Source organism: Prauserella sp. PE36, assembly GCF_003311655.1.
Lineage (GTDB): Bacteria > Actinomycetota > Actinomycetes > Mycobacteriales > Pseudonocardiaceae > Prauserella_A > Prauserella_A endophytica.
Genome location: NZ_QEQT01000097.1, coordinates 12,494 through 34,002, shown reverse-complemented (window position 1 = coordinate 34,002; position 21,509 = coordinate 12,494). Strand labels below are relative to the sequence as shown.

General features: G+C 69.9%; 20 protein-coding genes. 6 read left to right on the top strand and 14 right to left on the bottom strand.

What is annotated here, in order from left to right:
* Positions 1-36: 36 nt before the first annotated feature.
* Positions 37-2,349: a 5-methyltetrahydropteroyltriglutamate--homocysteine S-methyltransferase gene (metE, locus tag DI005_RS30635; RefSeq protein WP_369973633.1), complete on the top strand. Its 2,313-nt coding sequence runs from the start codon at positions 37-39 to the stop codon at positions 2,347-2,349.
* On the opposite strand, the gene DI005_RS30630 is transcribed toward metE, so the two are convergent.
* On the bottom strand, positions 2,319-3,413 hold the full coding sequence (locus DI005_RS30630; protein ID WP_199543355.1) for a hypothetical protein: 1,095 nt from the start codon (positions 3,411-3,413) through the stop codon (positions 2,319-2,321). The genes metE and DI005_RS30630 overlap by 31 nt on opposite strands.
* Positions 3,414-3,703: 290 nt before the next feature.
* Between DI005_RS30630 and DI005_RS30625 the strand changes: the two genes are divergently transcribed.
* On the top strand, positions 3,704-4,570 hold the full coding sequence (locus DI005_RS30625) for a DUF5753 domain-containing protein (RefSeq protein WP_113644467.1): 867 nt from the start codon (positions 3,704-3,706) through the stop codon (positions 4,568-4,570).
* Positions 4,571-4,654: 84 nt separating this feature from the next.
* The gene (locus tag DI005_RS30620; protein WP_113644466.1) at positions 4,655-5,527 is read left to right on the top strand and encodes a helix-turn-helix transcriptional regulator; all 873 of its coding nucleotides are present in this window, start codon (positions 4,655-4,657) and stop codon (positions 5,525-5,527) included.
* 186 nt (positions 5,528-5,713) lie between these two features.
* Here DI005_RS30620 and DI005_RS30615 read toward each other — a convergent pair whose 3' ends face one another.
* From DI005_RS30615 to DI005_RS30575, 9 genes are all read right to left on the bottom strand, one after another.
* Positions 5,714-6,400, bottom strand: coding sequence for a hypothetical protein (locus DI005_RS30615; protein ID WP_137096193.1), 687 nt, complete (start codon positions 6,398-6,400; stop codon positions 5,714-5,716).
* Positions 6,401-6,558: 158 nt separating this feature from the next.
* Positions 6,559-8,268, bottom strand: coding sequence for a tryptophan 2-C-methyltransferase (gene tsrT, locus DI005_RS30610; protein ID WP_112272338.1), 1,710 nt, complete (start codon positions 8,266-8,268; stop codon positions 6,559-6,561).
* Positions 8,269-8,360: 92 nt separating this feature from the next.
* Entirely contained in the window at positions 8,361-8,651 is a 291-nt protein-coding gene (locus DI005_RS30605) for a helix-turn-helix transcriptional regulator (RefSeq protein WP_112272340.1), read from the bottom strand.
* Between the two features lie 92 nt (positions 8,652-8,743).
* Positions 8,744-9,715 (bottom strand): AraC family transcriptional regulator, encoded by a 972-nt coding sequence (locus tag DI005_RS30600; protein WP_233520378.1) that lies wholly within the window; start codon positions 9,713-9,715, stop codon positions 8,744-8,746.
* Between the two features lie 766 nt (positions 9,716-10,481).
* Entirely contained in the window at positions 10,482-11,891 is a 1,410-nt protein-coding gene (locus tag DI005_RS30595; protein WP_113644465.1) for a tryptophanase, read from the bottom strand.
* Positions 11,892-12,463: 572 nt separating this feature from the next.
* Positions 12,464-13,315 carry a fumarylacetoacetate hydrolase family protein gene (locus DI005_RS30590; RefSeq protein ID WP_113644464.1) on the bottom strand — a complete coding sequence of 284 codons (852 nt, stop codon included), beginning with the start codon at positions 13,313-13,315 and terminating at the stop codon, positions 12,464-12,466.
* Positions 13,315-14,805, bottom strand: coding sequence for a M81 family metallopeptidase (locus DI005_RS30585; RefSeq protein WP_113644463.1), 1,491 nt, complete (start codon positions 14,803-14,805; stop codon positions 13,315-13,317). The genes DI005_RS30590 and DI005_RS30585 overlap by 1 nt, the downstream gene beginning before the upstream one ends.
* 2 nt (positions 14,806-14,807) lie before the next feature.
* Positions 14,808-15,191, bottom strand: a complete 384-nt coding sequence (locus DI005_RS30580; protein WP_113644462.1) for a RidA family protein — start codon at positions 15,189-15,191, stop codon at positions 14,808-14,810.
* Positions 15,192-15,193: 2 nt separating this feature from the next.
* Positions 15,194-16,465: an aspartate aminotransferase family protein gene (locus DI005_RS30575; RefSeq protein ID WP_112272350.1), complete on the bottom strand. Its 1,272-nt coding sequence runs from the start codon at positions 16,463-16,465 to the stop codon at positions 15,194-15,196.
* A gap of 242 nt (positions 16,466-16,707) precedes the next feature.
* On the opposite strand from DI005_RS30575, the gene DI005_RS30570 reads away from it, so the two are divergent.
* Positions 16,708-17,544, top strand: a complete 837-nt coding sequence (locus tag DI005_RS30570) for an IclR family transcriptional regulator (RefSeq protein WP_113644471.1) — start codon at positions 16,708-16,710, stop codon at positions 17,542-17,544.
* Positions 17,545-17,603: 59 nt separating this feature from the next.
* Here DI005_RS30570 and DI005_RS30565 read toward each other — a convergent pair whose 3' ends face one another.
* On the bottom strand, positions 17,604-18,251 hold the full coding sequence (locus DI005_RS30565; RefSeq protein ID WP_113644461.1) for a hypothetical protein: 648 nt from the start codon (positions 18,249-18,251) through the stop codon (positions 17,604-17,606).
* A gap of 181 nt (positions 18,252-18,432) precedes the next feature.
* Between DI005_RS30565 and DI005_RS30560 the strand changes: the two genes are divergently transcribed.
* Positions 18,433-18,681, top strand: coding sequence for a winged helix-turn-helix domain-containing protein (locus DI005_RS30560; RefSeq protein WP_112272354.1), 249 nt, complete (start codon positions 18,433-18,435; stop codon positions 18,679-18,681).
* 4 nt (positions 18,682-18,685) lie between these two features.
* On the opposite strand, the gene DI005_RS30555 is transcribed toward DI005_RS30560, so the two are convergent.
* The 3 genes from DI005_RS30555 to DI005_RS39270 are packed head-to-tail and all read right to left on the bottom strand — an operon-like array spanning position 18,686 to position 20,479.
* Positions 18,686-19,681 carry an AraC family transcriptional regulator gene (locus tag DI005_RS30555; protein WP_113644460.1) on the bottom strand — a complete coding sequence of 332 codons (996 nt, stop codon included), beginning with the start codon at positions 19,679-19,681 and terminating at the stop codon, positions 18,686-18,688.
* Positions 19,657-19,872 carry an AraC family transcriptional regulator gene (locus tag DI005_RS38050; RefSeq protein ID WP_112272358.1) on the bottom strand — a complete coding sequence of 72 codons (216 nt, stop codon included), beginning with the start codon at positions 19,870-19,872 and terminating at the stop codon, positions 19,657-19,659. Before DI005_RS38050 ends, DI005_RS30555 begins: the two co-directional genes overlap by 25 nt.
* A 4-nt stretch (positions 19,873-19,876) precedes the next feature.
* The gene (locus DI005_RS39270) at positions 19,877-20,479 is read right to left on the bottom strand and encodes a hypothetical protein (protein ID WP_158559929.1); all 603 of its coding nucleotides are present in this window, start codon (positions 20,477-20,479) and stop codon (positions 19,877-19,879) included.
* 181 nt (positions 20,480-20,660) lie between these two features.
* Here DI005_RS39270 and DI005_RS30545 point away from each other — a divergent pair, with 181 nt between their 5' ends.
* Positions 20,661-21,470 carry an IclR family transcriptional regulator gene (locus DI005_RS30545; RefSeq protein ID WP_233520377.1) on the top strand — a complete coding sequence of 270 codons (810 nt, stop codon included), beginning with the start codon at positions 20,661-20,663 and terminating at the stop codon, positions 21,468-21,470.
* Positions 21,471-21,509: the final 39 nt, after the last annotated feature.

Below are 21,509 nucleotides of genomic sequence, written 5' to 3'. Positions count from 1 at the left end.
GCGCGCGTGCCCGCAACCGCTCGCGAGGAGAGAGCCGTGGCAGAAACGCACGACAGTCATGCCCTGAATCCGGACATCGGCGCCACCGTGCTGGGATACCCGAGGATCGGTCCGCGCAGGGAGCTCAAGAAGGCGCTCGAGTCCTACTGGGCCGGCAGCACCGGCGTGGCCGAGCTGGAGGCCACCGCGGCCGCGCTGCGCCGCTCGACGTGGGAGAGCTTGCGCGCAAGCGGACTGGATTCCGTTCCGGGCAACACGTTCTCGTTCTACGACCACCTGCTGGACACCGCGCAACTCTTCGACGCGGTACCCGAGCGCTACCGCGGCTTGTCCACAGTGGATTCCTACTTCGCGATGGCGAGGGGACGGCCAGGGCTCAGCCCGCTGGAACTGACCAAGTGGTTCGACACGAACTACCACTACCTGGTGCCCGAGCTGTCGCCGGGCACCAGGTTCCGGCTGGCGACGGACAAACCGCTCGCCGAGTACCGGGAGGCGGCCGGACTCGGGATCAGCACCCGACCGGTGCTGCCAGGACCGCTGACGTTCCTGCTGCTCGCAAAGCCGTCGCCCGGCTCCCCCGCCGGTTTCCGCACCCTGGACCTGCTCGACGGCTTGCTCGACGCCTACGCGGAGCTGCTGGGCCTGCTGGCCGCAGAGGGCGTCGCGTGGGTACAGCTCGACGAGCCCGCGTTCGTCGCCGACCGCACGCCGGAGGAACTGCGGGCGCTCGCATCCGCCTACACGCGCCTGTCCGCACTGCGCGCCCGGCCCAGCATCCTGGTGGCCGGCTACTTCGGCAGGCTCGGCGACGCGCTCGGGGTGCTGGCGGGCACCGGCGTCGAGGGCCTCGCCGTCGACCTGGTGAGCGACGAGCGGGCGCTGACGGAGCTGACGGCCGAGCGGCGCCTGCGCGACAAGACCGTGGTCGCCGGGCTCGTCGACGGGCGCAACGTGTGGCGCACGGACCTGCGCGCCGCGGTGCGCACGGCGGCGGCCCTGCTGGGCTCGGTACGCGATCTCGGTGTCTCCACCTCCTGCTCGTTGCTGCACGTGCCCTACGACCTGGACGCGGAGCGCGGCCTCGATCCCGTTGTGCGGCAACGGCTCGCGTTCGCCGAGCAGAAGGTGGCCGAGGTCGTGACCATCGCTCGTGCGCTGCGCGAGGGCGCCGATGCCGTGGCGGGCGAGCTGGCCCACGCGGACGAGGTGACCCGTCTCGCGGGCAGGCGGGACGACCAGGTTCGCGCGCGGATCAGCGCGCTGCGCCCGGAACACCGGCGCAGGCCCGGCTTCGGGCGACGTGCCGCCGCGCAACGCGAACGCCTGCGCCTGCCCGATCTGGCCACTACGACGATCGGCTCGTTCCCGCAGACGTCCGAGGTGCGCGCCGCACGGGCGGGGCTGCGCGCGGGCCGCATCGACGAAGCCCGGTACACGGCCGCCATGCGGGCCGAGATCGAGCGGGTGGTGCGCCTCCAGGAGGACATCGGACTGGACGTGCTGGTGCACGGCGAGCCCGAGCGCAACGACATGGTGCAGTACTTCGCCGAGCGGCTCGACGGCTTCGCGGCCACCGAGCACGGCTGGGTGCAGTCGTACGGATCCCGTTGCGTACGCCCGCCGATCCTGCACGGCGACGTGTCCCGGCCCCGCCCCATCACGGTCGAGTGGAGCACCTACGCGCAGTCGCTCACCGACCGGCCGGTGAAGGGCATGCTGACCGGACCCGTGACGATGCTGGCGTGGTCGTTCGTCCGCACCGACCAGCCGCTCGCCGAGACCGCGGACCAGGTGGCGCTCGCGCTGCGCGACGAGGTCGCGGACCTGGAGCGCGCCGGGCTGCGCATCGTCCAGGTCGACGAGCCCGCACTGCGCGAGCTGCTGCCACCACGGCAGGACCGGCAGCAGGAGTACGTGGACTGGGGCATCGCCGCGTTCCGCCTCGCGACCGCGGGCGTTTCCGACGCCACGCAGGTTCACACGCACCTGTGCTACTCCGAGTTCGGCGACGTCATCATGGCGATCGACGCGCTCGACGCCGACGTGACCTCACTGGAGGCGGCACGGTCCAATATGGAGGTCCTGCGTGACCTCGCCGCGATCGGGTTCGGCCGTGCCGTGGGACCAGGTGTGTACGACATCCACTCGCCCCGCGTGCCGGACAGCGAGGAGATGCGCAAGGCGCTCGCGGCCGCCGTGGCGGTGCTGCCGGCCGAACGGTTGTGGGTCAACCCGGACTGCGGGCTGAAGACGCGGCGCTATCCGGAGATCGAGCCCGCGCTGCGGGCGCTGGTCGAGGCGGCGCACGCAGCACGTCAGGAGTCCGCTTCGGCGAGCCTGCGGTAGATCACGGCCTGCTGCCGCAACCGTTCGGCGTCACCGTCGCGGTCCTCGTCGTCGAGCCGGTCGGCGAGCTGGTCGGCGTCGTCGGCCAGCCGGTGCAGTTCCGCAGGCGACTTGCCCTCGGCGATGAGCCGGGCCTGCTCGGCCGCGTGCCGCGACGCGGCCGAGCAGGCCTCCCGCGCGGCCGGGGGAAGGGCACATTCGAGGGCGTCCCGGCGGAACACCTCCCGAATCTGGCCTGCCGCACGGGCGAGGACACCGGCGAGCGCGGCCGGCACCCCGGCGTCGTGCTCGGCGGCGTCGTAGTCGTCCCACAGCGCGGTGGTGCCGAACGGTCCCACGCTGTCAACGGGATGGACCCAGTGACCGTCGGACACGCTCGCGTAGCCGTCGTTCGCTTCGATGCCTGCCACGCGGGCGAGCGGCAGGCCGGAACCGTCCACAATGGTCCCGGCAAGCTCCTCGGCCCGGATGCGGGCCTCCCCCGGACCGGCCAGGAACAACACCTTCTGCCGCACCTTCCAGTACGACAACCGGATTCCGGGTGGGAACGGGCCGCGCGCGGCGAGTGCGGGCTCACTCCGCTCGCCGTGCCGGGCGAGCAGGCGCGCGCGGCCCGAGGTCAGTGCGTCGGCGTAGTGCTCGACGTGAGCGCGTTCGAACGGCCCGTACGGCGCCCTGTCGCCGAGGTGCGCGAGTGCGGCACGCGGGTAGTCGCCGTCGAGGAACTCGCGCTGCTCCGCCGGCAGGTGCTCGCACGGCACCGGGGCCTCCACGAAGTACAGCGACGGCCGGTCGCCGGTGCGGTGGAAGGGATGCCGCAGGTAACCGGCGAGCCGCACCTGCGCGTCGTCGGCGTCGAGGGCCGCCGCGTGAAGCTCGAGCCACGCGACCCACAGCCGCACGGCCCTGCCGCGCCGCCGCCGTTCCCACGCCTCGACGTCCGCCGCCTCCTGGCGCGCCCGGCAGGCGAGGTCGCTCCAGTCGTCGTCGGCGAAGCGGCTCACCCGGCGTCGTGCGTCCTCGACCGCCCTCGCCAGGCGCGCCCAGTCGCCGGCGCCGCTCATGCTCACGGCACTCCTCCATCCGCTTCCGGTGAGGCGTGTCGCGGCAGCGCACACGCGGCGAGTCTCTCGGCCCACCCGACCTCCCCACAGTGACCACCCCGGCTGCACCGGCGACGCGACCGCGATCCAGGGGGTTTCACGGCCGCGACCACCGGGGGCTAACGTGACAGGTGTCAACAGCACGTAGCCACGGCCAAATGTAGCGCGCTACGTAGGTAGTCCGCTACACCTCGGCGTGGCCTATTCGGGTGAATGCGCGCGCATGTCACCCCACGCCGAGAGGTGGCCACTTGGTCGAGCCGGGGAAGACCGCGGTCAGGCGAGCCGTCGGCCGCGAGCTCAAGCGGATGCGCAACGCCAAAGGCCTGAACCTGAAGGCGGCCGCCGAGGCGGCGGGCGAGACCGGGGACAAGGCGCTGATGCAGGTCGAGCGCGGCCGCAACCTCCCGCAGATCGCCAACATCGACACGCTGCTCTCGACCTACGGCTGCCGCGACCAGCTCCCGAACTTCCAGTCCCTGCTCAAGAACGCGGGCAAGCGGAACTGGAGGGACTGGTGGGAGCACAGCTTTCCCGCCGACTTCGTGCCAGAGCAGTCCAAGCTGCTGCTGAGCTGCGAGGCCTCGGCCGTGCGGCTGCGGATGTACCAGGCTCAGTTCGTGCCGGAGGTGTTCCAGACCGGCGACTACGCCGAGGCGCTGGTGCGCGCGAGCATGCCGCACGCGAGCGACGACGAGGTCCGGCTGTGGAGCAGGCTCGCCGAAGGCAGGCAGGACGTGCTCGACCGGCCGGATCCGCCCGAGGTGCAGTGCGTCCTCGACGAGGCGGTGCTGCACCGGAAGGTCGGTGGGCCGGACGTGCTCGCCGCCCAGCTCGCTCACCTCGCCGAGCTGGCGAAGCGGGCGGGCGTCGACATCCGGGTGCTGACCGAGGAGTCCGGTGCGCACGCGGGCACGGGCGGCAGCTTCACGCGCATCGTGCTGCTGCCCGAGCTGCCCACCTACCCCGGCATCGTGCACGTGCGCACCGCCGCGCAGGACCTCTACTACGAGGAGCCGCACGAGATCGATCCCTTCGACGGGGTCTGGACCTTGTTGCTCGAGCAGGCGCTGCCCGCCGACGAGTCGCTCGCGCTGCTGGAGGCCGCCGCGAGCTAGCGCCTTGTCGGGGAACCCTCCTCGACAAGGCATTACAGTGACGGATGAACGGTCCCGTGACTTCAGCGCAGAAGGGCAGCCCTCGTGGTCGCACCGACTCCGGTCGTCACCGCCGACTGGTTCGCCGCGCGCATCTCCGCGCTCCGCGAGGCCAGCGGCCGCACTCCCGGCGAACTCGCCGCCGCACTCGGCAGGAGCGCCTCGGGGGTGCGTCACTTCGAGTCGTCGACCCGGCTCGTCGGCAAGCGCTATCTCAAGCTCGCACTTGAGGAGCTCGGCCACGGTCATCTCGTCGGCCCCTATTCCTCGGTCATCGAGCGCTCGCGGGCGAAACCGCTGTGGTGGCAACAGGTTCTGCCGCAGGTGAAGCGGTCGGAGAAGCCCTCCGAGCTGCACCAGCTCGAGCTCTTGGTCAACTTCGAGTCCTCGGCCACCCGGATCGGCGTCTACGCCCCGGACACCGTGCCGGACCTGGTACAGACCCCGGCGTACGCCGAGGCGCTGCACCGGATCGCCGAACCGTTGCTGCCGGAGCTGCACCGGGCCCTGCTGCCCGGTCGTCGAGCGCTGCTCGACCACGACGACCCACCACAGCTGCACGTGCTCGTTGACGAGGTCGTGCTGCGAAGGGAGATCGGCGGACCGGCCGTGCTGCGCGAACAGCTCGGGCACCTGGTCGCGCTCACCGACCGGCCGGCAGTCGCCGTCCAGGTGGTTCCGTCCACTGCCGCAACGGGCGTGGAGGGGAACTTCTCCTTGCTGGACCTGGCCGACGAGCTCGACGGTGACCCCGGAGCCGTTTTCGTCAGGACCGGCGCGGACTGGGTGCACTTCCGGCAACCCGCGAAGGTCGCCCGGTACCGCGCCCGCTGGTCGGCCCTGCTGCAGCACGCGCTCCCCCCGGAGCAGTCGCGGGCGACCCTCGAGCAACTGGCACGGGAACTCCACCCGCGCTAGCGCAACACCCCCTCGGCAATCGTCCCCACGGTTTCGGGGTTGGCGGCGTGGCCGGAACCCGAAGGAGGCTGGCCACGCCGCCAACGGCTACGTGTTGCGGATGAACGGTCCTGTAACAGCAGCCGCGATCAGCGTAGCACGCTACCGCTGACCGCGCTACACCGCGGCGCGTCGCACTTTGGTCCACTATGGACCTTCCTGGCCTCCGGGTTCGTCGTGCTCCGTGGGCCACCAGTTGTTCAGCAGGCTCATCCTCGCCTCGAGCAGTGCCGGGTTGCGCAGGTCCAGCACATGCACCTCACGCCAGCGGTAGAACCCGATCCGCTCGAGCATCCCGGCCATCCGCACCGCGGCGAGCTCCGCGGAGACGCGGTCAGGGGCACTGCCGCGGAAGTCCGCCGGCGAAAGGCGGCACGCCGCGAGCCGCGCGGTCGGCGCCAGCGTGCGCAGTGCCCCGGCGATGAGCGGGCCCGCGAGCCCGTGCCCTCGCCACTGCGTACCGAGCGTGACGTCACGCAGGATCACCATGCGCGGCGGGCCTTCGCTGAGCTGCGCGTCGAGTTCCGGATGCAGGCGTCCGTCCGCGGAATCCAGCACCGTTTCGGCGATGAACTCCAGCGCCCATTCGCCGAGAGCCACGGAGTCCAGCAAATTGCGCTCACGCTGCAGATCCGCGATGACCAGGGAGATGTCCCCGACGTGCCGGAACGGCTCCGGGCACAATTCCAGCTCCCACACGTCGGCCGACACGTCCCAGCGTTCGGGCAGGTGGTCCTCGTCGTCGATGTGCCACCAGAGCCGGTCGTGCCGGATGGACAGCCTGATGTTCAGCGGGTTGGCAGGCAGATCCGGGGCATCAGGCGCCATTGTCATGAGGCCACCTCACTTGCGTCGCCGAGCGGTAGCTCCGACCGATATTCCGTCAACCAACACGAGGGTTGCAAGGCTACATAGTGACGTTCGGGTAACAAGATACCCCGGCGAAATTTTTTCGCCGGGGCAACTTGCAAATTCTGTTCATGTAACTCGGGTCAGGTACCCACCACCTGAGCTGGCGTTTCTACTGTGCGTATTTCCTTGAGGATTTCCGTTCGCCTGGGCCAATGAGACCAGAAGGCACCCGTGTACCCGAGCTGTACGGCGCGTAACAGGAAGGGGTTGTCGGCATAGTTGTCGTCGTCCTCGGTGAGGCCGGCGAGCGTCGGCAACATGACGCGATAGCGCTCCTGCTCGGGCACCAGATCCCACAGCAACCGCACGCTGTTGGCCCACCGGCCGCCCGGTGTGCGGACCGTCTCCGGCTCCTCCGGCAGCAGGGGCGACAGGTAGTACACCGGCCGGAACCGGCCGCGCGCGTCGAACACGAACTGCCGCTCGTACTGGACCACCGGACAGCTCCGCATCGGCGTCAGCACGATCGGTTCCTCCGCCGTGTCCGACTGCAGGCCCGGCACGGTCCGTGTCCCGCCGCACTCCTCGGCGAGCCGGATGCCGAGCGGAGAGTACGGGAACGCCCTGATGCCGAGGCTGTAGCCGACCACGGCGACATCGAGGTCCAGTGTCCGCCGCACGGCGTCGCGCACGGTCTCCTCGGTCTCGCCCGGCATCCCGAGCAGCACCTCGACCATCACGGGGATGTCGTGGCGACGGGCCAGCTCGCACACCTCGCGCGCGTCGTCGAACGTGTAGTAGCGGCCACCGCCCGCGGTGAGCTTCCAGCCGTCGAGCATGTCGTCGCGGACGTGGTCCGGAGCGAGGTTCATACCTGCGCACCCCGCGTCCGCGAGCAGCGCCATCAGCTCCTCGTCGAACGGCCTCGGTTGGGCGTAGACCCAGAGTCGCAGGTCGTGCAGCGGCGACGCCGCGCTCGCGCCCTTGCGCCGCACGATCTCCCTGAGCACCGCCTTGCTGTGGGCGATCACGAGGTTGAACTCGCTGTCGGTGGTGTGCAGGTCGTGCACGCCCTGCGCGACGAGGGACTCCATCTCGTCCACGACCGCCTCGACGGACCGCCGCGTGAACAGCGTGCCCTTGGCGTCCGGCTCCACGCAGTGCGCGCACGCGAACGCGCACCCGTTCTTGGTCAGAATGTTGCCGAGCCCGCCCGCGCGGTAGTACCGCAGGTTGTCCACCTTCCACGGCGTCGCCGAGCGGCGCGTGTAGGCGGTGGCGGTGTTCATCGACGTCCTGCCGAGGTCCACCGGCGCGATGTGCCTGCGGGACCGGCCGTTCGACGCCTGTCCGGGCACCCGCTCGATCCGGCCGCCGCCACGGTTGACGAACAGGCCCGGGATCTCCTCTGGGCGGCGGCCCGCGAGCAGCGCATCGGCGAGCGCGACGAGGAGGTTCTCCCCCGGGCCCTTCACGCCGAAGTCGAGACCGAGGTAGTCGGTGAGCGCGTACGGCATCGACGAGAATCCGACGCCGCCGCCGACGAGCGGCGCTCGGGTCACCGACCGGATTTCGGAGACGATTTCCCGGTGATCGCCGAGAAACATTCTCTGTTGCTGCGCGTAAATGGTGTCGGTGTTGCGGATCGTGATCCCGACGAGTGCGGGGTCACGGTGCGTGAAATATTCGTGCAACACCGCTCGCCAATTGTCCCGCTGAAAGGTCAGGTCCACGACCTCGGCGTCGAAGCCGGCGGCCTCGAGGGAGGTCGTGAGGATGTCCAGCGCGTACGGGGTGATCGGGGGGTGCACGAGGTTCGGGTTGACGAGCGCGACCAGCGCCTTGCCCATCGGGGCCTCCCACAGTCCATTTGATACCGACGGCGGGAGTCTCGGTCATGCCGGGTTCGATTGGCAGGGACCGTTTTTCGCTGACGGACCGGTCAGCGAAGCCTGCGCCCACACCGCACGGCGGCGGCGAGCTCCTCACTCGGCACGTCGAGCGCGGCGCTGAGCCAGCGGCGCCAGTACGGTCCCGGCACCCGCTTGCCCCGCTCCCAGCGGGCCACCTCGTCCCTGCTCACACTCTCGTTGGAGGAGAGGTCAACGAGCACGTCGGCGAGCTGGTACTGCGTCAGTCCCCGCATTTTCCTGACCCGCCGTACGAGTTCCCAGATCGGTTCTCCAGCACCGTTCTCGCGCGGGTTTCGCTGCCCGGGCTCACCGGTCGTCATGTCATCGACAGTAGGATCGGGCCGTCCCCTCAACGAGCCGTTCTGCGTCTCTTCGTGTCCTCTTTGCGAATCGTCATAGAAATACATGGTCATCATCTGTGCAGGGTTTGTGATGGGGTCTCGTTGTACTTGCGCCGGTAGGTGTTGGCGAAGCGGCCGAGGTGGACGAACCCCCAGCGGCCGGCGACCTCGCCAACGGTGACGGTGTCGGGCTGCGCGGCGCGCAGCTCGTCGTGCGCCCGCTGCAGTCGCACACCACGCAGGAACGCGCTCGGCGTGGTGTCGAGGTGCCTGCGGAAGCCCTTCTGCAGCGCCCGCACGCTGACCCCGGCCTCACGAGCGAGGCTGCCCATCGTGTGGGCCAGTTCGGGGTGGTTCTCGATGATCTCGACGGCCCTGCTGATGGCCCTCGACGGCGCGGGCAGCGCCTTGCCGTGCAGCATCTCGGCATAGTTGCTGTGCTGCGCGATGAGCAGCCCGGACATCAGGTTCTGCTCCATCTGCTGGATCGACAGCGGATGGTTGAGCAGACTGTCCGGCCGGTTCAGCTCGGACACGCAGAACATCAGGTAGTCGTACCAGGTACGCGCGTAACCCGAGATCGCCATGCCGAGGTCGAACTCGATGGGGTTCGGCAGCGACCGGTCGAGCAGGTCGGACAGCGTCGCCTCCAGCGCGGTCCGCTCGATCCGCAGGATCACGAGTTCGAGGTCGCCGTCGAGCCGCATGCTCAACGGCCTGGTCGGACCCACCACCACCGCGACGCCCAGTACGCCGTAGACGTGCTCGGCGCCCTGCTGGAACAGACCGTGGCCCAGCAGCGGCACCTGCACGACGTAGAACGTTTCGAGCACACCTGGATCGACCCGCACGTCCGCGCCGTAGCCGATGTAGCTCATCCCGACCTTGTCGAGCCGCTTGGAGTGCATCCGGGCGTCGAGCTCGCCGTCCCGCTCGGACAGCTCCATGCGGTGGTCGCAGAAGACGCGCCCGACCGCCTCCCGCGTCGCGTCGAGATCCCGTGAATGGAACAGTTCGAATCGGCTCAGTGGTTTCTGAATCATGCGCTCACCGGGACACCGATCCCGAAAGCCGGCTCGGACCTCCCCGCTTCACCTCCTCCGCTACTAGCGTTAACCCGGCCCGACCTCGCCGGTACCACCAAACGGGTGCGCTTTGCTTTCAGCAAATTGCAGATTTCAAATCGGCAGGACATTCCCGCGCCGGTGGCGAGCCGGTCCGACCAGGCCGCGAGGACACCTGGCCGCGCACAGCACCACAAAGCGACATCGGTTCGAACTCCAGTCTCCCGCTCCCGCCCCGAAGGCACGCGAGCCAATGGGATGCGTTCAACCGTCAATGCGCGAGCCGCGCCGCCGGATTACTCCACTCGGCCCTATCCACCCAGAAAAACGCAGCTCAGGAATTGGCCAAAGGAAACGAACCACACCGGGCGCCCCCATGCGGCCGGTATACCGGGTTCGTCGCCGGGCGATCACCGCACCGTGGCGGCACAATGGTCTCCCGACCGGTTCGCCGAATCATCGAGCGAGGCACGTCCCCATGATCGAGCTTCGATCCGGCCATCGCTCAGCCTCTCGAGACCTGCCACCCCCATGGATCAGCATGGTTCACTCAGTGAATTGCGCGTACCACCAAACGGGTCAAATTGCGAAACGCATCCTGCATGTTCACGAACACGTCATGTCACGGTCACGACGAACCACCGAGGCGGTGACGTCGAGCGGCAGACTATCGGCGCCGCGTTCGTCCGGTCCAGTGAAGATTTTTCAACTATGCCCACTGCCCCCAAGGCCACCTTTGTTGCGTTCAACGCAGCAAAGGTGGCCTTGGGGGCCTTTCTCGGTGCCCCCCCAACGGCGCGAGCGTGGCCGCGAACTGCCGCAGCGCGCCTGTCTGCTCGGTGATGCGGTAGCCCCTGATCGCCGAAACCTTGGCCGCGACCTCGCCCGCCACCTCCGCGACGTACTCGAGGTGGTTCGAGGTGTAGACCCGTCTCGGCAGCGCGAAGCGCACCAGTTCGCTCGGCGCTGGGAGGTCGGGACCCCCCGCGGGGTCGGGTCTGCCGAACACGAGGGTGCCCAGCTCCGTCACGCGGACCGCCCCCGCCAGGTACAGCTCGATGGCGAACGCCGTGGCGGGCAGCTCGTGCGGCGGGATGTGCCCGAGCAGCCTGCCCGCGTCGACGTACACGGCGTGGCAGCCCGCCGGCCGCACGACGGGCAGCCCCGCGCGTTCGAGCCGCTCGGCGAACCAGCCCGCCGACTCCGCGCGGTACCGCAGGTACGCCGGGTCGGTGACCTCCAGCAGTCCCTGCGCGAGCGCGTCGAGGTCGCGTCCGGCGAGCCCGCCGTAGGTCGGGAACCCCTCGGTCTCGATGAGCTGATCCGCACACCGCCGTGCCAGTTCCGGGTCCCGCAGTGCGATCAGGCCGCCGATGTTGGCGACGCCGTCCTTCTTGAGGCTCGCCCAGCAGCCGTCGGCGAGGTCGAACATCGCCCGCGCCAGCTCACGCGGCGTCGCGCCCGCGTGCGCGGGTGAGCGCGTGCCGACCAGGTAGGCGTTCTCGGCGAACCGCGACGCGTCGAGCAGCAGCGGAACGCCGTGCCGACGGCACAGGCGCCGGGTCTGCGCCGCGTTCTCCAGCGACACCGGCTGGCCGCCGTTGGCGTTGTTGGTGACGGTGAGGACCACGCAGGCCACGCGCCCGCCGTCCGGTCCGGAGAGCAGGTGCTCCAGCGCGGTCAGGTCGATGTTCCCGCCGAACGGCAGCACCGTGCCGGCGGGCACCGGCACCGGAAGGTCGACCGCCTCAGCGCCCGCGGCGAGCACGCTCGCGCGCGTGCTGTCGAAATGCGTGTTCGCGACGCACAACCGACCCGGCCGCAGCAGGCCGTGGAGCAGGATGCGCTCCGCCGCCCTGCCCTGGTGCACCGGCAGCACCTCGCCGAACCCCGTCAGCTCGGTGACCACGCGCTCGAACCGCTCGAAGGACCGGGCGCCCGCGTACGACTCGTCGCCGGAGACCAGCGCGGACCACTGCGCCGCCGACATCGCGCTCGTACCGGAGTCGGTGAGCAGGTCGATCGTGATGAGCCGCGCCGGAACGCGGAACAGGTTGTACCCGGCGGCCTCCAGTGCCTCCCTCCGCTCGCCCGGTGTCGGGAAGGGAATCGGCTCGACGGCCTTGATCCGGAACGGTTCCATGAACGACGGCATGTGCGGGCCTCCCCGGTGAACCCGTCGAGTCTCCGGTCAGCCGCGATCTCCGCGGTAGGGGCCGCTCCCCGCCCGTTCGGGCAGCTCGGCCAGGTGCATCGCGCCCACCCGCGACCGGCGGCGCCACGGTACCCGCCACAGCCGCCGCGCCGCCCGGCTGACCGACGGGTACACCCCGCGCTCGACGCAGCCAGCGGCAACCGGGGTTCCCCGTCGCCGCCGCGCACGAGTCCCGGCAACCGGAGCGACGGCCGGGACACGACGGCCATCAGCAGCCGCGCGAGCCTCGGCAGTGCCGGGCCCCGCCACTGGTGGTGCCTCCACACCGGTTCGCACGCACGGCAGCCGAGGCAGCACGACGACTGCCCGGCCGGTTCCGGGTCGTCCGCGTCCAGCCGCCCGTCCTCCGGCGTGCTGCCGGGAAACGCCACCGCGACAGGGTTTCCGGTGAACAGGGGGTCGCGTCACGCGCGCAGGGCGCCGGCTCACCGACGGCGAAGCGCACGTGGCCCCGGCCCACGATGCCCGCGAGCGCGTCGCCCGCGTCGGCCGCGTCGGTCTCGAGCGGCAGGTCACGCTTGCCTGCACACGGACCGCTGCCTGCCGAGTCCGACGACCTCCATCTCCATGACGTCCCCGTCGCGCAGGTAGCCGAACCGGCCCGACAGCGCCACGCCCTCCGGCGTTCCCGTGTTGAGCAGATCGCCCGGTTCCAGCACGAGGAACTGCGAGAGATGCCAGACGAGCTCGGCGACGGTGAAGATCATGTCCGAGGTCTTCGAGTCCTGCCGGGGCTCGCCGTTGACCCACGACCGCAGCGCGAGCGCCTGCGGATCGGCGACGTCCACGGCCGGCACGAGCCACGGCCCGACCGGGTTGAACGTCTCGCACGACTTGCCCTTCGACCACTGGCCGCCCGGCCTGCCGAGCTGGAAGTCGCGTTCGGACACGTCGTTGACGGTCACGTAGCCCGCGATGCACGAGCGGGCCTCGCCGAGCGACTCGAGGTACCGGGCCCTGCGCCCGATCACCACGCCCAGTTCCACCTCCCAGTCGGTCTTCTCCGACCCGCGCGGGATGAGCACGTCGTCGTAAGGGCCGACGACGGTGTTGGGCGACTTGTGGAACAGCACGGCCTCCGAGGGCGGGTCCACTCCGGACTCCGCGGCGTGCGCCCGGTAGTTCAGCCCGATGCAGAGCACGGCGCCAGGCCTCGCGATGGGCGGGCCGACACGCCTGCCCGTGACGTCCAGCGGTTCGAGCTCGCCCCGGTCGAGGGCGCGGCGCGCGATCGCCGGGCCGTCCCACCCGAGGAACACGCCGTCGATGTCGTCGGTCACGGGCGAGAGGTCGTAGTACCCGCCGTCGTCCGCGAGCGCGACGGGACGTTCGGCGCCGGGCTCACCGACGCGCATGAGCTTCATCATGGGTTCCCAGGGTCGAAGTCGGGTAGCTCGAACGGATACATCGGCCGCCGGCGGTGGCGGTAGGCCAGCTTGTCGAGGTTCATCGCGGTGACGCCCTCGGTGTCGGCAACGACCATCCGCGAGGCGATCGGCCCGTACGCCGCGCGCGGTGAGTTGACGCCCTTCGCCACCACCACGTGGTAGTCCCTGGGGTCGACGCCGACGCTGTAGTGCTGGTACAGGCTGGAGTTCATCACCGGTTTCGACGTGAGCACGAGAGTGTGGCCCGCCTCGGTGTCGACGACCGCGGTGGGTCCCATGTCGAAGAACCGCAGCCCGGCGTGCACCGAATCCTTCGCCTCGAACCGGCCGGCCGCGAGCGCGCGGACCCGGCCGACGACGGGCACCGGGTTGCCAGCGGAGTGCGCGCTGCAGGCGCCCACCCGCAGGCGCACCTCGGCTCCGGTTCCGGCGACCTCGCAGCACCGGACCGACTCGGGGTCCCAAAGGGTCTGCAACAGCGATCCCAGGCCGCGTTTCACCGCGGCCTCGAGCACCACCGTCGAGTCGCCGGGCGCGCCGCCGCCGATGTTGTCACCGACGTCGAGGAGCACCACCGGTCCCTCCGGTTCGCACTCGGCCAGGTCCAGCGCCTGGTCGACGTCCAGCTCGCGCGCCTGCAACGCCGACCGGCGCTCCCACACCTCGGCCGCCAGCTCGCGCGCGGCGGCATCGGCCCGCGACTGGTCGCCGTCGTGGACCGCGAGGCACGTCATCCCCATGTGCCCGACATCGGCGTAGGGGAAGCCCTCGACGACGCTCACCGAGAGCATGCCGGGCCGCCGCCCAAGCTGGGCGGCCTTGGCGACCAGACCCGACATGGGCTGCTCGTTGGTGTCCTGGCGCGCGATGTTGACCACGAGCGGCAGCTGCACGAGCGACTGCCTCGGCCGGATCTCCCCACGGGCGCACCCGGCGACGAGGCGCGTGCAGGCGATCGCCTGCTCGCGCGCGTCCACGTGCGGGTTGGTCTGGTAAACCAGCGTCACCGTGAGCGCGTCGACGAGCCGGGGCGAGATGTTCGCGTGCAGGTCGAGCACCGCGCCGACCGGGACGTCCGGCCCGACGACCCCGCGCACCCGGCTCGCGATCTCGCCGTCGGCGTCGGGATGGCGCTCGGCGACGGCCGCGCCGTGGATGTTGAGCAGCACGCCGTCCCACGGCCCCTGCTCGGCGAGCCGGTCGAGCATCTCCCCCACGATCGACTCGAACGCGTCGTCGGTGATCGCGCCGACCGGGTTGACGAACGCGAACACGAGTGGCACGAGCTCGATGCCGAGCCGGCCGGTCTCCGCGAGGTAGCCGCCGATGGTGGCGCTCGACCCGTCGTACTCGGCCACGATCTCCTGGCCGCGCAGGATGCCGCCCGCGGTGAACAGCCGCCGGTCGGCCGGTGTCGGGGAGAAGGTGTTGGCCTCGTGGAACAAACCGAGTGTCGCGAAGCGCATCCCTACGCTCCCCCGAAAGCCACGACGTCGATCTCGAACTTCACCGCGCCGCCCAGGCAGTTGGCGATCGTGGTCCTCGCCGGCAACGGCGGGTGGAAGTACTCCAGGTACAACCGGTTGAACTCGGGCACGTCGGCCGGGTCTTCGACGTATGCGCCGACCCTGACGATGTCTGCCAGCGACAGCCCCTCGCCCTCCAGTATCCGCCGGACGTTCTCGATCGAACGGCGCATCTCCTCCTCGAACGTGCCCGGCACGATCGCCCCGTTCTCCACCGAAGCCTGGCCGGAGACGAAGACGAAGCCGCCCGCCTTCCGGCACGGGGAGAACTTCGAGGTGTTGCCGTCGCGTGCGCCGCTTTCCGTTGAGCCAACAGGCCGGGTCATCCTCACGCCCAATCAGTGAGAGTCTTGTCGAACCGGGTCAGTGCCGCGTCGAGCTCCTCCGGGCCGTGTTGCGCGGAGACGTACCAGACTCCGCGACCCGCTACCCACAGCCCGTGCGCGACGAGCTCGGGCGCCAGGCGCGCGTACCGGCCGAGGTCGAGCTGCTGCAGCGAGCGGTAGTCGCTGACCTCCGCGTCGCCGAAGGAGACGTGGAACGCCATCGGCAGGCCCGCCACGCGCAGTGGGAGGTCGTGGCTGCGCCCGAGGTCGCGCAGACCGTCCATGAGCGCGGAGCCGTGGGAGGTGATCGTCGCGTATGGAGGGTTCTCGATGAGGTGCGAGACGGTCGCGTGCGTCGCGGCCATCGCCATCACCGAGCCGTTGAACGTGCCGGAGTGGTTGACCTTCCCGTTGCCGAACAGCTCCATCAGCTCCGAACGGCCCGCCAGTGCCGAGACGGGCCAGCCGCCTGCCATCGCCTTGCCGTACGTGGCGAGGTCGGGAAGCACGCCGTAGCGGCCTGCCGCGCCGCTGAGCCCGACCCGGAATCCGGAGATCACCTCGTCGAAGATCAGCACGATGCCGTACTCGGAGCACAGCGCACGGGCGGTCTCGAGGTAACCGGGCCTTGGCTCGATGACTCCGGCGTTGATCATCACCGGCTCCATGATCACCGCGGCGATCTCGTCGTGGTACCGGTCGAGCGCCTCGGTGAGTGTCACGGAGTCGTTCCATGGCAACAGGAGGAAGTCGTCGAGGTGCCCGGCGACCTGTCCCGCGCTGGCGACGCCCCATCCGTCGTCGCCGTCGGCCATGAGCACGTTGTCGAGCCAGCCGTGGTAGTGCCCCTCGAAGCGGACGACCTTGGTCCTGCCCGTGGCTCCGCGGGCCAGCCGCAGCGCCGCCTGCACCGACTCCGTGCCGGACACGCCGAAGCGCACCATGTCCGCCCAGCCGAGCGCCTCGCACACCGTCTCCGACGCCTTCACCTCGAGCTCGTGCTGCCCGCCGAAGATGAGGCCCCGGCCGCACGCCTCGCTGACCGCGTCGGTGACGTCGTCCGGGGCGTGCCCGAGAAAGTTGGGCCCCTGCCCGAGGAGGTAGTCGACGTAGTTCACGCCGTCGACGTCGTAAAGCCACGCGCCCCGTGCGTGGTCGATGAAGACCTGCGGGCCGGCGAGGCGGACGTTGGAATGCACCCCGCCGGGGGTGCGCGCGAGCGCCCGCTGGCGCAAGGCGTTCGAGCGGACGAGAAGCTCAGCCGCGTCGCTCATGTGCTCTCCGTTCTGCCTGGTGACGTTCCCGGGAAACCGCCCCACGCCGCGCCACATCCACCAGGTTTTATTGAATGAAACACGTGGACCGTTTCGCGATTACGCTACGGGCGCTCCTTGGGCACCGTCAAGGGGCCGCGAGCAGAACCATCGGCGTCCAAAATGCTGGCCCCCTGCTTCACCACATGGGACCCGCTAGGCTTCTGAAATGCCGAATCCGATTCTGAGGGGACGTGAGTAAACTGCCACGGCGAAAGAACCAGGGGCAGGATGAGAACGCCGACGAGACCACGACCACCGGCGAGGAACGCGACTACACCGTCCGTGCCGTGGAACGGGTCTGCTCGATCCTGAACCTGCTGCAGAATTCAATCGACGGGGTGTCCTTGATCGAGGTCGGTCAGGCCACCGAACTACCGAAGTCCTCCGCGTTCCGCTATCTGTGGACGCTCGAGGCCCACCGCTACGTCGAGCGCGACGAGCACACTGGTCTGTACCGGCTGGGGCTGGGCTTCGTGGGCATGCAGTCGCGGCACCTCGAGGTGCTGCGCGAGCGCGCCCGGCCGTGGCTGGAGGAGCTGCGCGACGAGTTCGAGGAGACCACGAACCTCGGCATCCTCGACGGCGATCACGTGATCTATGTGGACATCGTGGAGAGCAGGCACAAGGTCCGCTCGGCCGCCTCCCGCGGCGACCGCGACCCGCTGCACTCCACCGCGCTCGGCAAGGCCATCGCGTCGCAGCTGCCGGACGCCCGGGTGCGGGACCTGCTCCAGCGCACCGGCATGGAACGGCACTCGGACAACACGATCACGTCGATCGACGCCTACATGGACGAGCTGGCGAAGGTGCGCAGGCTCGGCTACGCCCTCGACAACGGGGAGAACGCGCCCGACGGCCGGTGCATCGCGGCGCCGCTGCTCGGCACGCACCTGCCCGCCGCGGTGAGCATCAGCGCTCCCGCCGCCCGGTTCACGCTCAAGGCCGTGGAGAAGGCCGCCAAGAGGCTGCTCGACGTGGCCGACCAGCTCACCACCAACCCGGTCACTGACCAGCAGCTCAACGAGACGACGGTCTGAGCCGCACTATTCACTCCCCTGCAGCTGCCCGGCACCGCTTCGCCGCCGGGCAGCTTTCGTCAGGTCCGGTCTCCGTCGGGCCACCAGCGGTCGGTCAGGTCCTTGCGGGCGTCGAGCAGCGTCTGGTCCCCGAGGTCCACGACGTACACGCCCCGCCAGCGCCAGAACCCGATGCGCGCCAGCGCCGCGCCCGCCCGCGCCGCGTCGAGCTCGGCCGCCGTCTCATCCGCACCGTCGCCGCCGAAGTCGGCGGCCGAGGGCCGGCACAGGGCGAACCGAGCGGAGCGGGCCATCACCCGCAACGCGCCGGCCAGCAGCGACGCGCCCACCCCGTGACCCCGCCAGTCCTCCGTGATCTCCACCCGCCGCACGATCACGAACCGCTCGGGTCCCGGCCCGATCCGCTCGGCCAGCTCGGGATGCAGGCGCCGATCCCCAAGTGACACCGCCTGGACGAGGAAGTCCTGCACCCACCGACCCAGTGCGGCGGCCTCCAGCAGGTCCCGGTCCCGAAAGAGGTCAGCTGCCGCGAACGCCAGGTCGCCGACGTGCCGCTGGTCGTCCGGACAGACATCGAGCCACCAGACGTCCGCGGACACATCCCACCGCTCCGGATCCTCGTCCTGGTCCTCCGTGTGCCACCACAGCCGCCGATGGCGCAGCGTCAGCTCGACCGACAGCGGATTGGCCGGAAGATCAGGTACCAACTGCCTCTCCTCACCGCGTGTTCCCCGTGCGACATGCAGAGGGAGAAACGGCATTCGCTACCCGGCCCGGGCAGGACCGGCAGAGAACAGAACCATAACGGCCCGTCAACCGACGCAGTGTAGCGCGGCACCCCGCGTCCTGCCACTTCAGGCAGCTCAGGGCCGTTCTAAGGTTCGCTCTATGAGCGGTCCTGGTAAGAAGTACAACCCGGACAACAAGACGGGTTACGAGTACGAGCTGCTCGCCGAGCACCTCGCTGGCCTCATCGAGCGGGGCGAATGGGCACCCGGCAGCAGGCTGCCCGGTGAGCGGGCACTCTCCGAGGAGTACGGCGTCGCACTGGACACCGTCCGCAAGGCCACGCAGATCCTCCGCGACCGCGGCCTCGTGCAGACCCTGAAATCCAAGGGCACCTTCGTCGCCCGATAGCACCTCACTGCCGGAGCGTCTGTGCCGGGTTCTCGCCGAAACGATGCCGGTACCAGCCCGAGAACCGGCCGAGGTGGCCGAAGCCCCACCGGCGCGCCGCCCGCGACACGGCGCCCGCGTCCGGCTCCGCCGCCAGCAGTTCGTCGCGTACCCGGCGCAGCCGCGCGTCCCGCAGGTACTGCGTCGGTGTGACCCCGAGCTGACGGCGGAACGCGCCCTGCAGCGCGCGGATGCCGACGCCTGCCGCAGCCGCGAGGTCTCCAACGGTGTGCGGCAGATCCGGGGCCGCCTCGATGAGATCGACGGCGGTCCGCACGGTGCCGCCGGGCACACTCGGCACCTTGCCGTCGAGGACCGCGCGGTAGTTGCTGTCCTGCACCAGGAGCAGGCCGGTGATCAGCTGTTCCTCCAGCGGCGCCACGACGCGCGGATCGGACAGCAGTGTGTCGTCCAGGTTCGCCCTCGTGATCTCGGCCTCGAGGGACGAGAACCAGTGCGCGGGCCTGCCCACACCGACGTTCATGCCGAGCTCGAACTCGAGCGGGCGGCGCAGCGGGTGACCCAGGTGCCTCGCCAGCACCGCCTCGACCGCGGTCCGCTCGAAGCGGACGACCAGCAGCCTGCTCGTCCCGGAGAGCCGCATGCGCAGCGGCGCGGTGGGGGTCGTCACGGCTGCGTGCCCCGGCTCCGTGTACGCCTCACGCTTCCCACACCTCACCACGCCGTTGCCGTCGAGGTGCGCCTGCACGACGTGGAAGGACTCGGTCTTGCCGGGAGTCACCTCCACCTCGGTGCCGTAGTGGACGTAGTTCAGGCTCACCGCGTTGAGCCGGCACGAATGCATCCTGGCGTCGAGAGGCTTGCGCGTGTCCACGACCTCGAGCCGGTGGTCACACAGCACGCGGGCCATCGTCTCCCGCGTCTCGTCGACATCGCTGGACCGGAACAACGGGTGGCGGTCCAGCGGCAGCCGGTTCACCGGAGTGTCTGTGCTGGCCATTCGCCGAATCGCTCCCGGCGCAGGTATTGGTGCGGCGTCATCCCGCAGTGCTCGCGGAAAGCGTCGTGCAGAGCAGGCCTGGTGAGGCCCACCGCACCGGCAAGCCCGGTCAGCGAACCGGACGCCGCCCGCGGATGTCGTTCCATGATCTCGATCGCCTGCTGGATCGCCTGACCGGCCGGTGCGCCCATGCCGTCACTCCGCGCGCGGGACGACGCGGTACGCCTGGAACGACAGCAGCTCGCGGACCAGCATCTCCTCGACCCCGGACACGGCGCCTGCACCGGGGTAGTCGCTGCGCAGGCACGAGCGGACCCGGTTCCACCAGCTGAGGCCGTCGCCCTCCCGGACATCCAGCACAGGGGCCAACACCAGCGACTCGCTCGGGAGGTAACCGGCGGAGCTCGCCCGGACCCTGCCGATCGCCTGCTCGTTGATGCGCAGGACGAACGCGACGGCGCCCTTGTCCAAGCGCATCCAGAGCGGCTGGCTGGGCGAGGCGAGCACGCCGACACCGGTCTCCGCCTCGATCACCTCGGCTCCGCAGTGGAACGTGCCACGCCCGCGCAGCGGGACGATCAGCGGGTGGTAGCCGACGGTGAGCCAGGGGACCACATGCGCGACGGCGCCGTAGTCGATCACGGTGACGACGAGGTCCTGGAACCGCGCCGCCATCATGCGGACGTCCACGGCGTCGCCGTCGGCCAGCAGCCGGAGGTGGTGCGGGGAGAGGTACCTCGAGACGCCCTCGCGGGTGTCTTCGACGCTGGCCCAGCGGAAGAACTCGAACTTCGGCACAGGTAGGCCTCCGTGTCTCCCCGACGCTGATGGCGTTGCTAGTTCGAGGCGAGTTCCATACAATGAAACCCGTAGGTCATTCGCAAAAGCGAGCCTATCGACCTCGTGCGACGGGGTCAACACGGTCGGGAAGAACCACGTCGGCAGCGGGTGCCGTCGTCGAAAGAAACCAGGTGGCTCCGTGCCGGGACGCAGGAAACCTAATCCCCCAGAGGAAGAACCGTCAAACGAGAGCCGGGACTACTCGGTACGAGCGGTCGAGCGAGTGTGCTCGATCCTCAACCTCGTACAGGAGTCGGTGGACGGGGTGACCCTCAACGCGGTCGCGAAGACGACCCAGCTGCCGAAGTCGTCGGCCTTCCGGTACCTCTGGACCCTGGAAAACCACCGGTACGTGGAGCGCGACACCGACAGCGGCCTGTTCAGGCTGGGACTGGGCTTCGTCGGGATGCAGTCGCGGCATCTCGAGGTGCTGCGCGAGCGGGCGCGCCCGTGGCTGGAGCGGCTGCGTGACGAGTACGACGAGACCACGAACCTGGGCATCCTGGACGGCAACGCGGTGATCTACCTCGACATCGTCGAGAGCAGGCGCACGGTCCGGCTCTCGGTGTCCAACGGCCACCGGGACCCGATCCACTCGACGGCACTGGGCAAGGCGATCGCGGCGCGCCTGCCCGAAGACCGGGTCCGCGAGATGCTGGCGCAGGCGGGCATGCCGGGCGTCACGCCGAACACCATCACGACCCCGGACGCGTACCTCGATGAGCTCACCAAGGTGCGCGAAGACGGGTACGCGGTGGACAACGCGGAGAACGAGCCGGACGGCCGCTGCGTGGCGGTGCCGATCCTGGGCACGCGACTGCCGGCGGCGATCAGCCTGAGCGCCCCGGCGTCGCGCTTCGCACCGGAAGACGTCGCCAAGGCGGCGGAGTCACTGCAGAAGATCGCGGACCAGATCGCCACTCCGGAGGAGCGCCCGGAGCGGGGTTGAAGCGCGCACCAGCCGGAAAATCAGCAGTGATCGAGCGCT

Coding starts and splice junctions, on each gene's coding strand:
- DI005_RS30600 (WP_233520378.1), bottom strand. CDS start 9,715: ATGATTCAGAAACCACTGAGCCGATTCGAACTGTTCCATTCACGGGAT.
- DI005_RS30580 (WP_113644462.1), bottom strand. CDS start 15,191: ATGACCCGGCCTGTTGGCTCAACGGAAAGCGGCGCACGCGACGGCAAC.
- DI005_RS30585 (WP_113644463.1), bottom strand. CDS start 14,805: ATGCGCTTCGCGACACTCGGTTTGTTCCACGAGGCCAACACCTTCTCC.
- DI005_RS30605 (WP_112272340.1), bottom strand. CDS start 8,651: ATGACGACCGGTGAGCCCGGGCAGCGAAACCCGCGCGAGAACGGTGCT.
- DI005_RS30630 (WP_199543355.1), bottom strand. CDS start 3,413: ATGAGCGGCGCCGGCGACTGGGCGCGCCTGGCGAGGGCGGTCGAGGAC.
- DI005_RS30595 (WP_113644465.1), bottom strand. CDS start 11,891: ATGCCGTCGTTCATGGAACCGTTCCGGATCAAGGCCGTCGAGCCGATT.
- DI005_RS30555 (WP_113644460.1), bottom strand. CDS start 19,681: ATGGCCAGCACAGACACTCCGGTGAACCGGCTGCCGCTGGACCGCCAC.
- DI005_RS30575 (WP_112272350.1), bottom strand. CDS start 16,465: ATGAGCGACGCGGCTGAGCTTCTCGTCCGCTCGAACGCCTTGCGCCAG.
- DI005_RS30590 (WP_113644464.1), bottom strand. CDS start 13,315: ATGAAGCTCATGCGCGTCGGTGAGCCCGGCGCCGAACGTCCCGTCGCG.
- tsrT (WP_112272338.1), bottom strand. CDS start 8,268: ATGGGCAAGGCGCTGGTCGCGCTCGTCAACCCGAACCTCGTGCACCCC.
- DI005_RS30560 (WP_112272354.1), top strand. CDS start 18,433: ATGAGCGGTCCTGGTAAGAAGTACAACCCGGACAACAAGACGGGTTAC.
- DI005_RS38050 (WP_112272358.1), bottom strand. CDS start 19,872: ATGGGCGCACCGGCCGGTCAGGCGATCCAGCAGGCGATCGAGATCATG.
- DI005_RS30615 (WP_137096193.1), bottom strand. CDS start 6,400: ATGACAATGGCGCCTGATGCCCCGGATCTGCCTGCCAACCCGCTGAAC.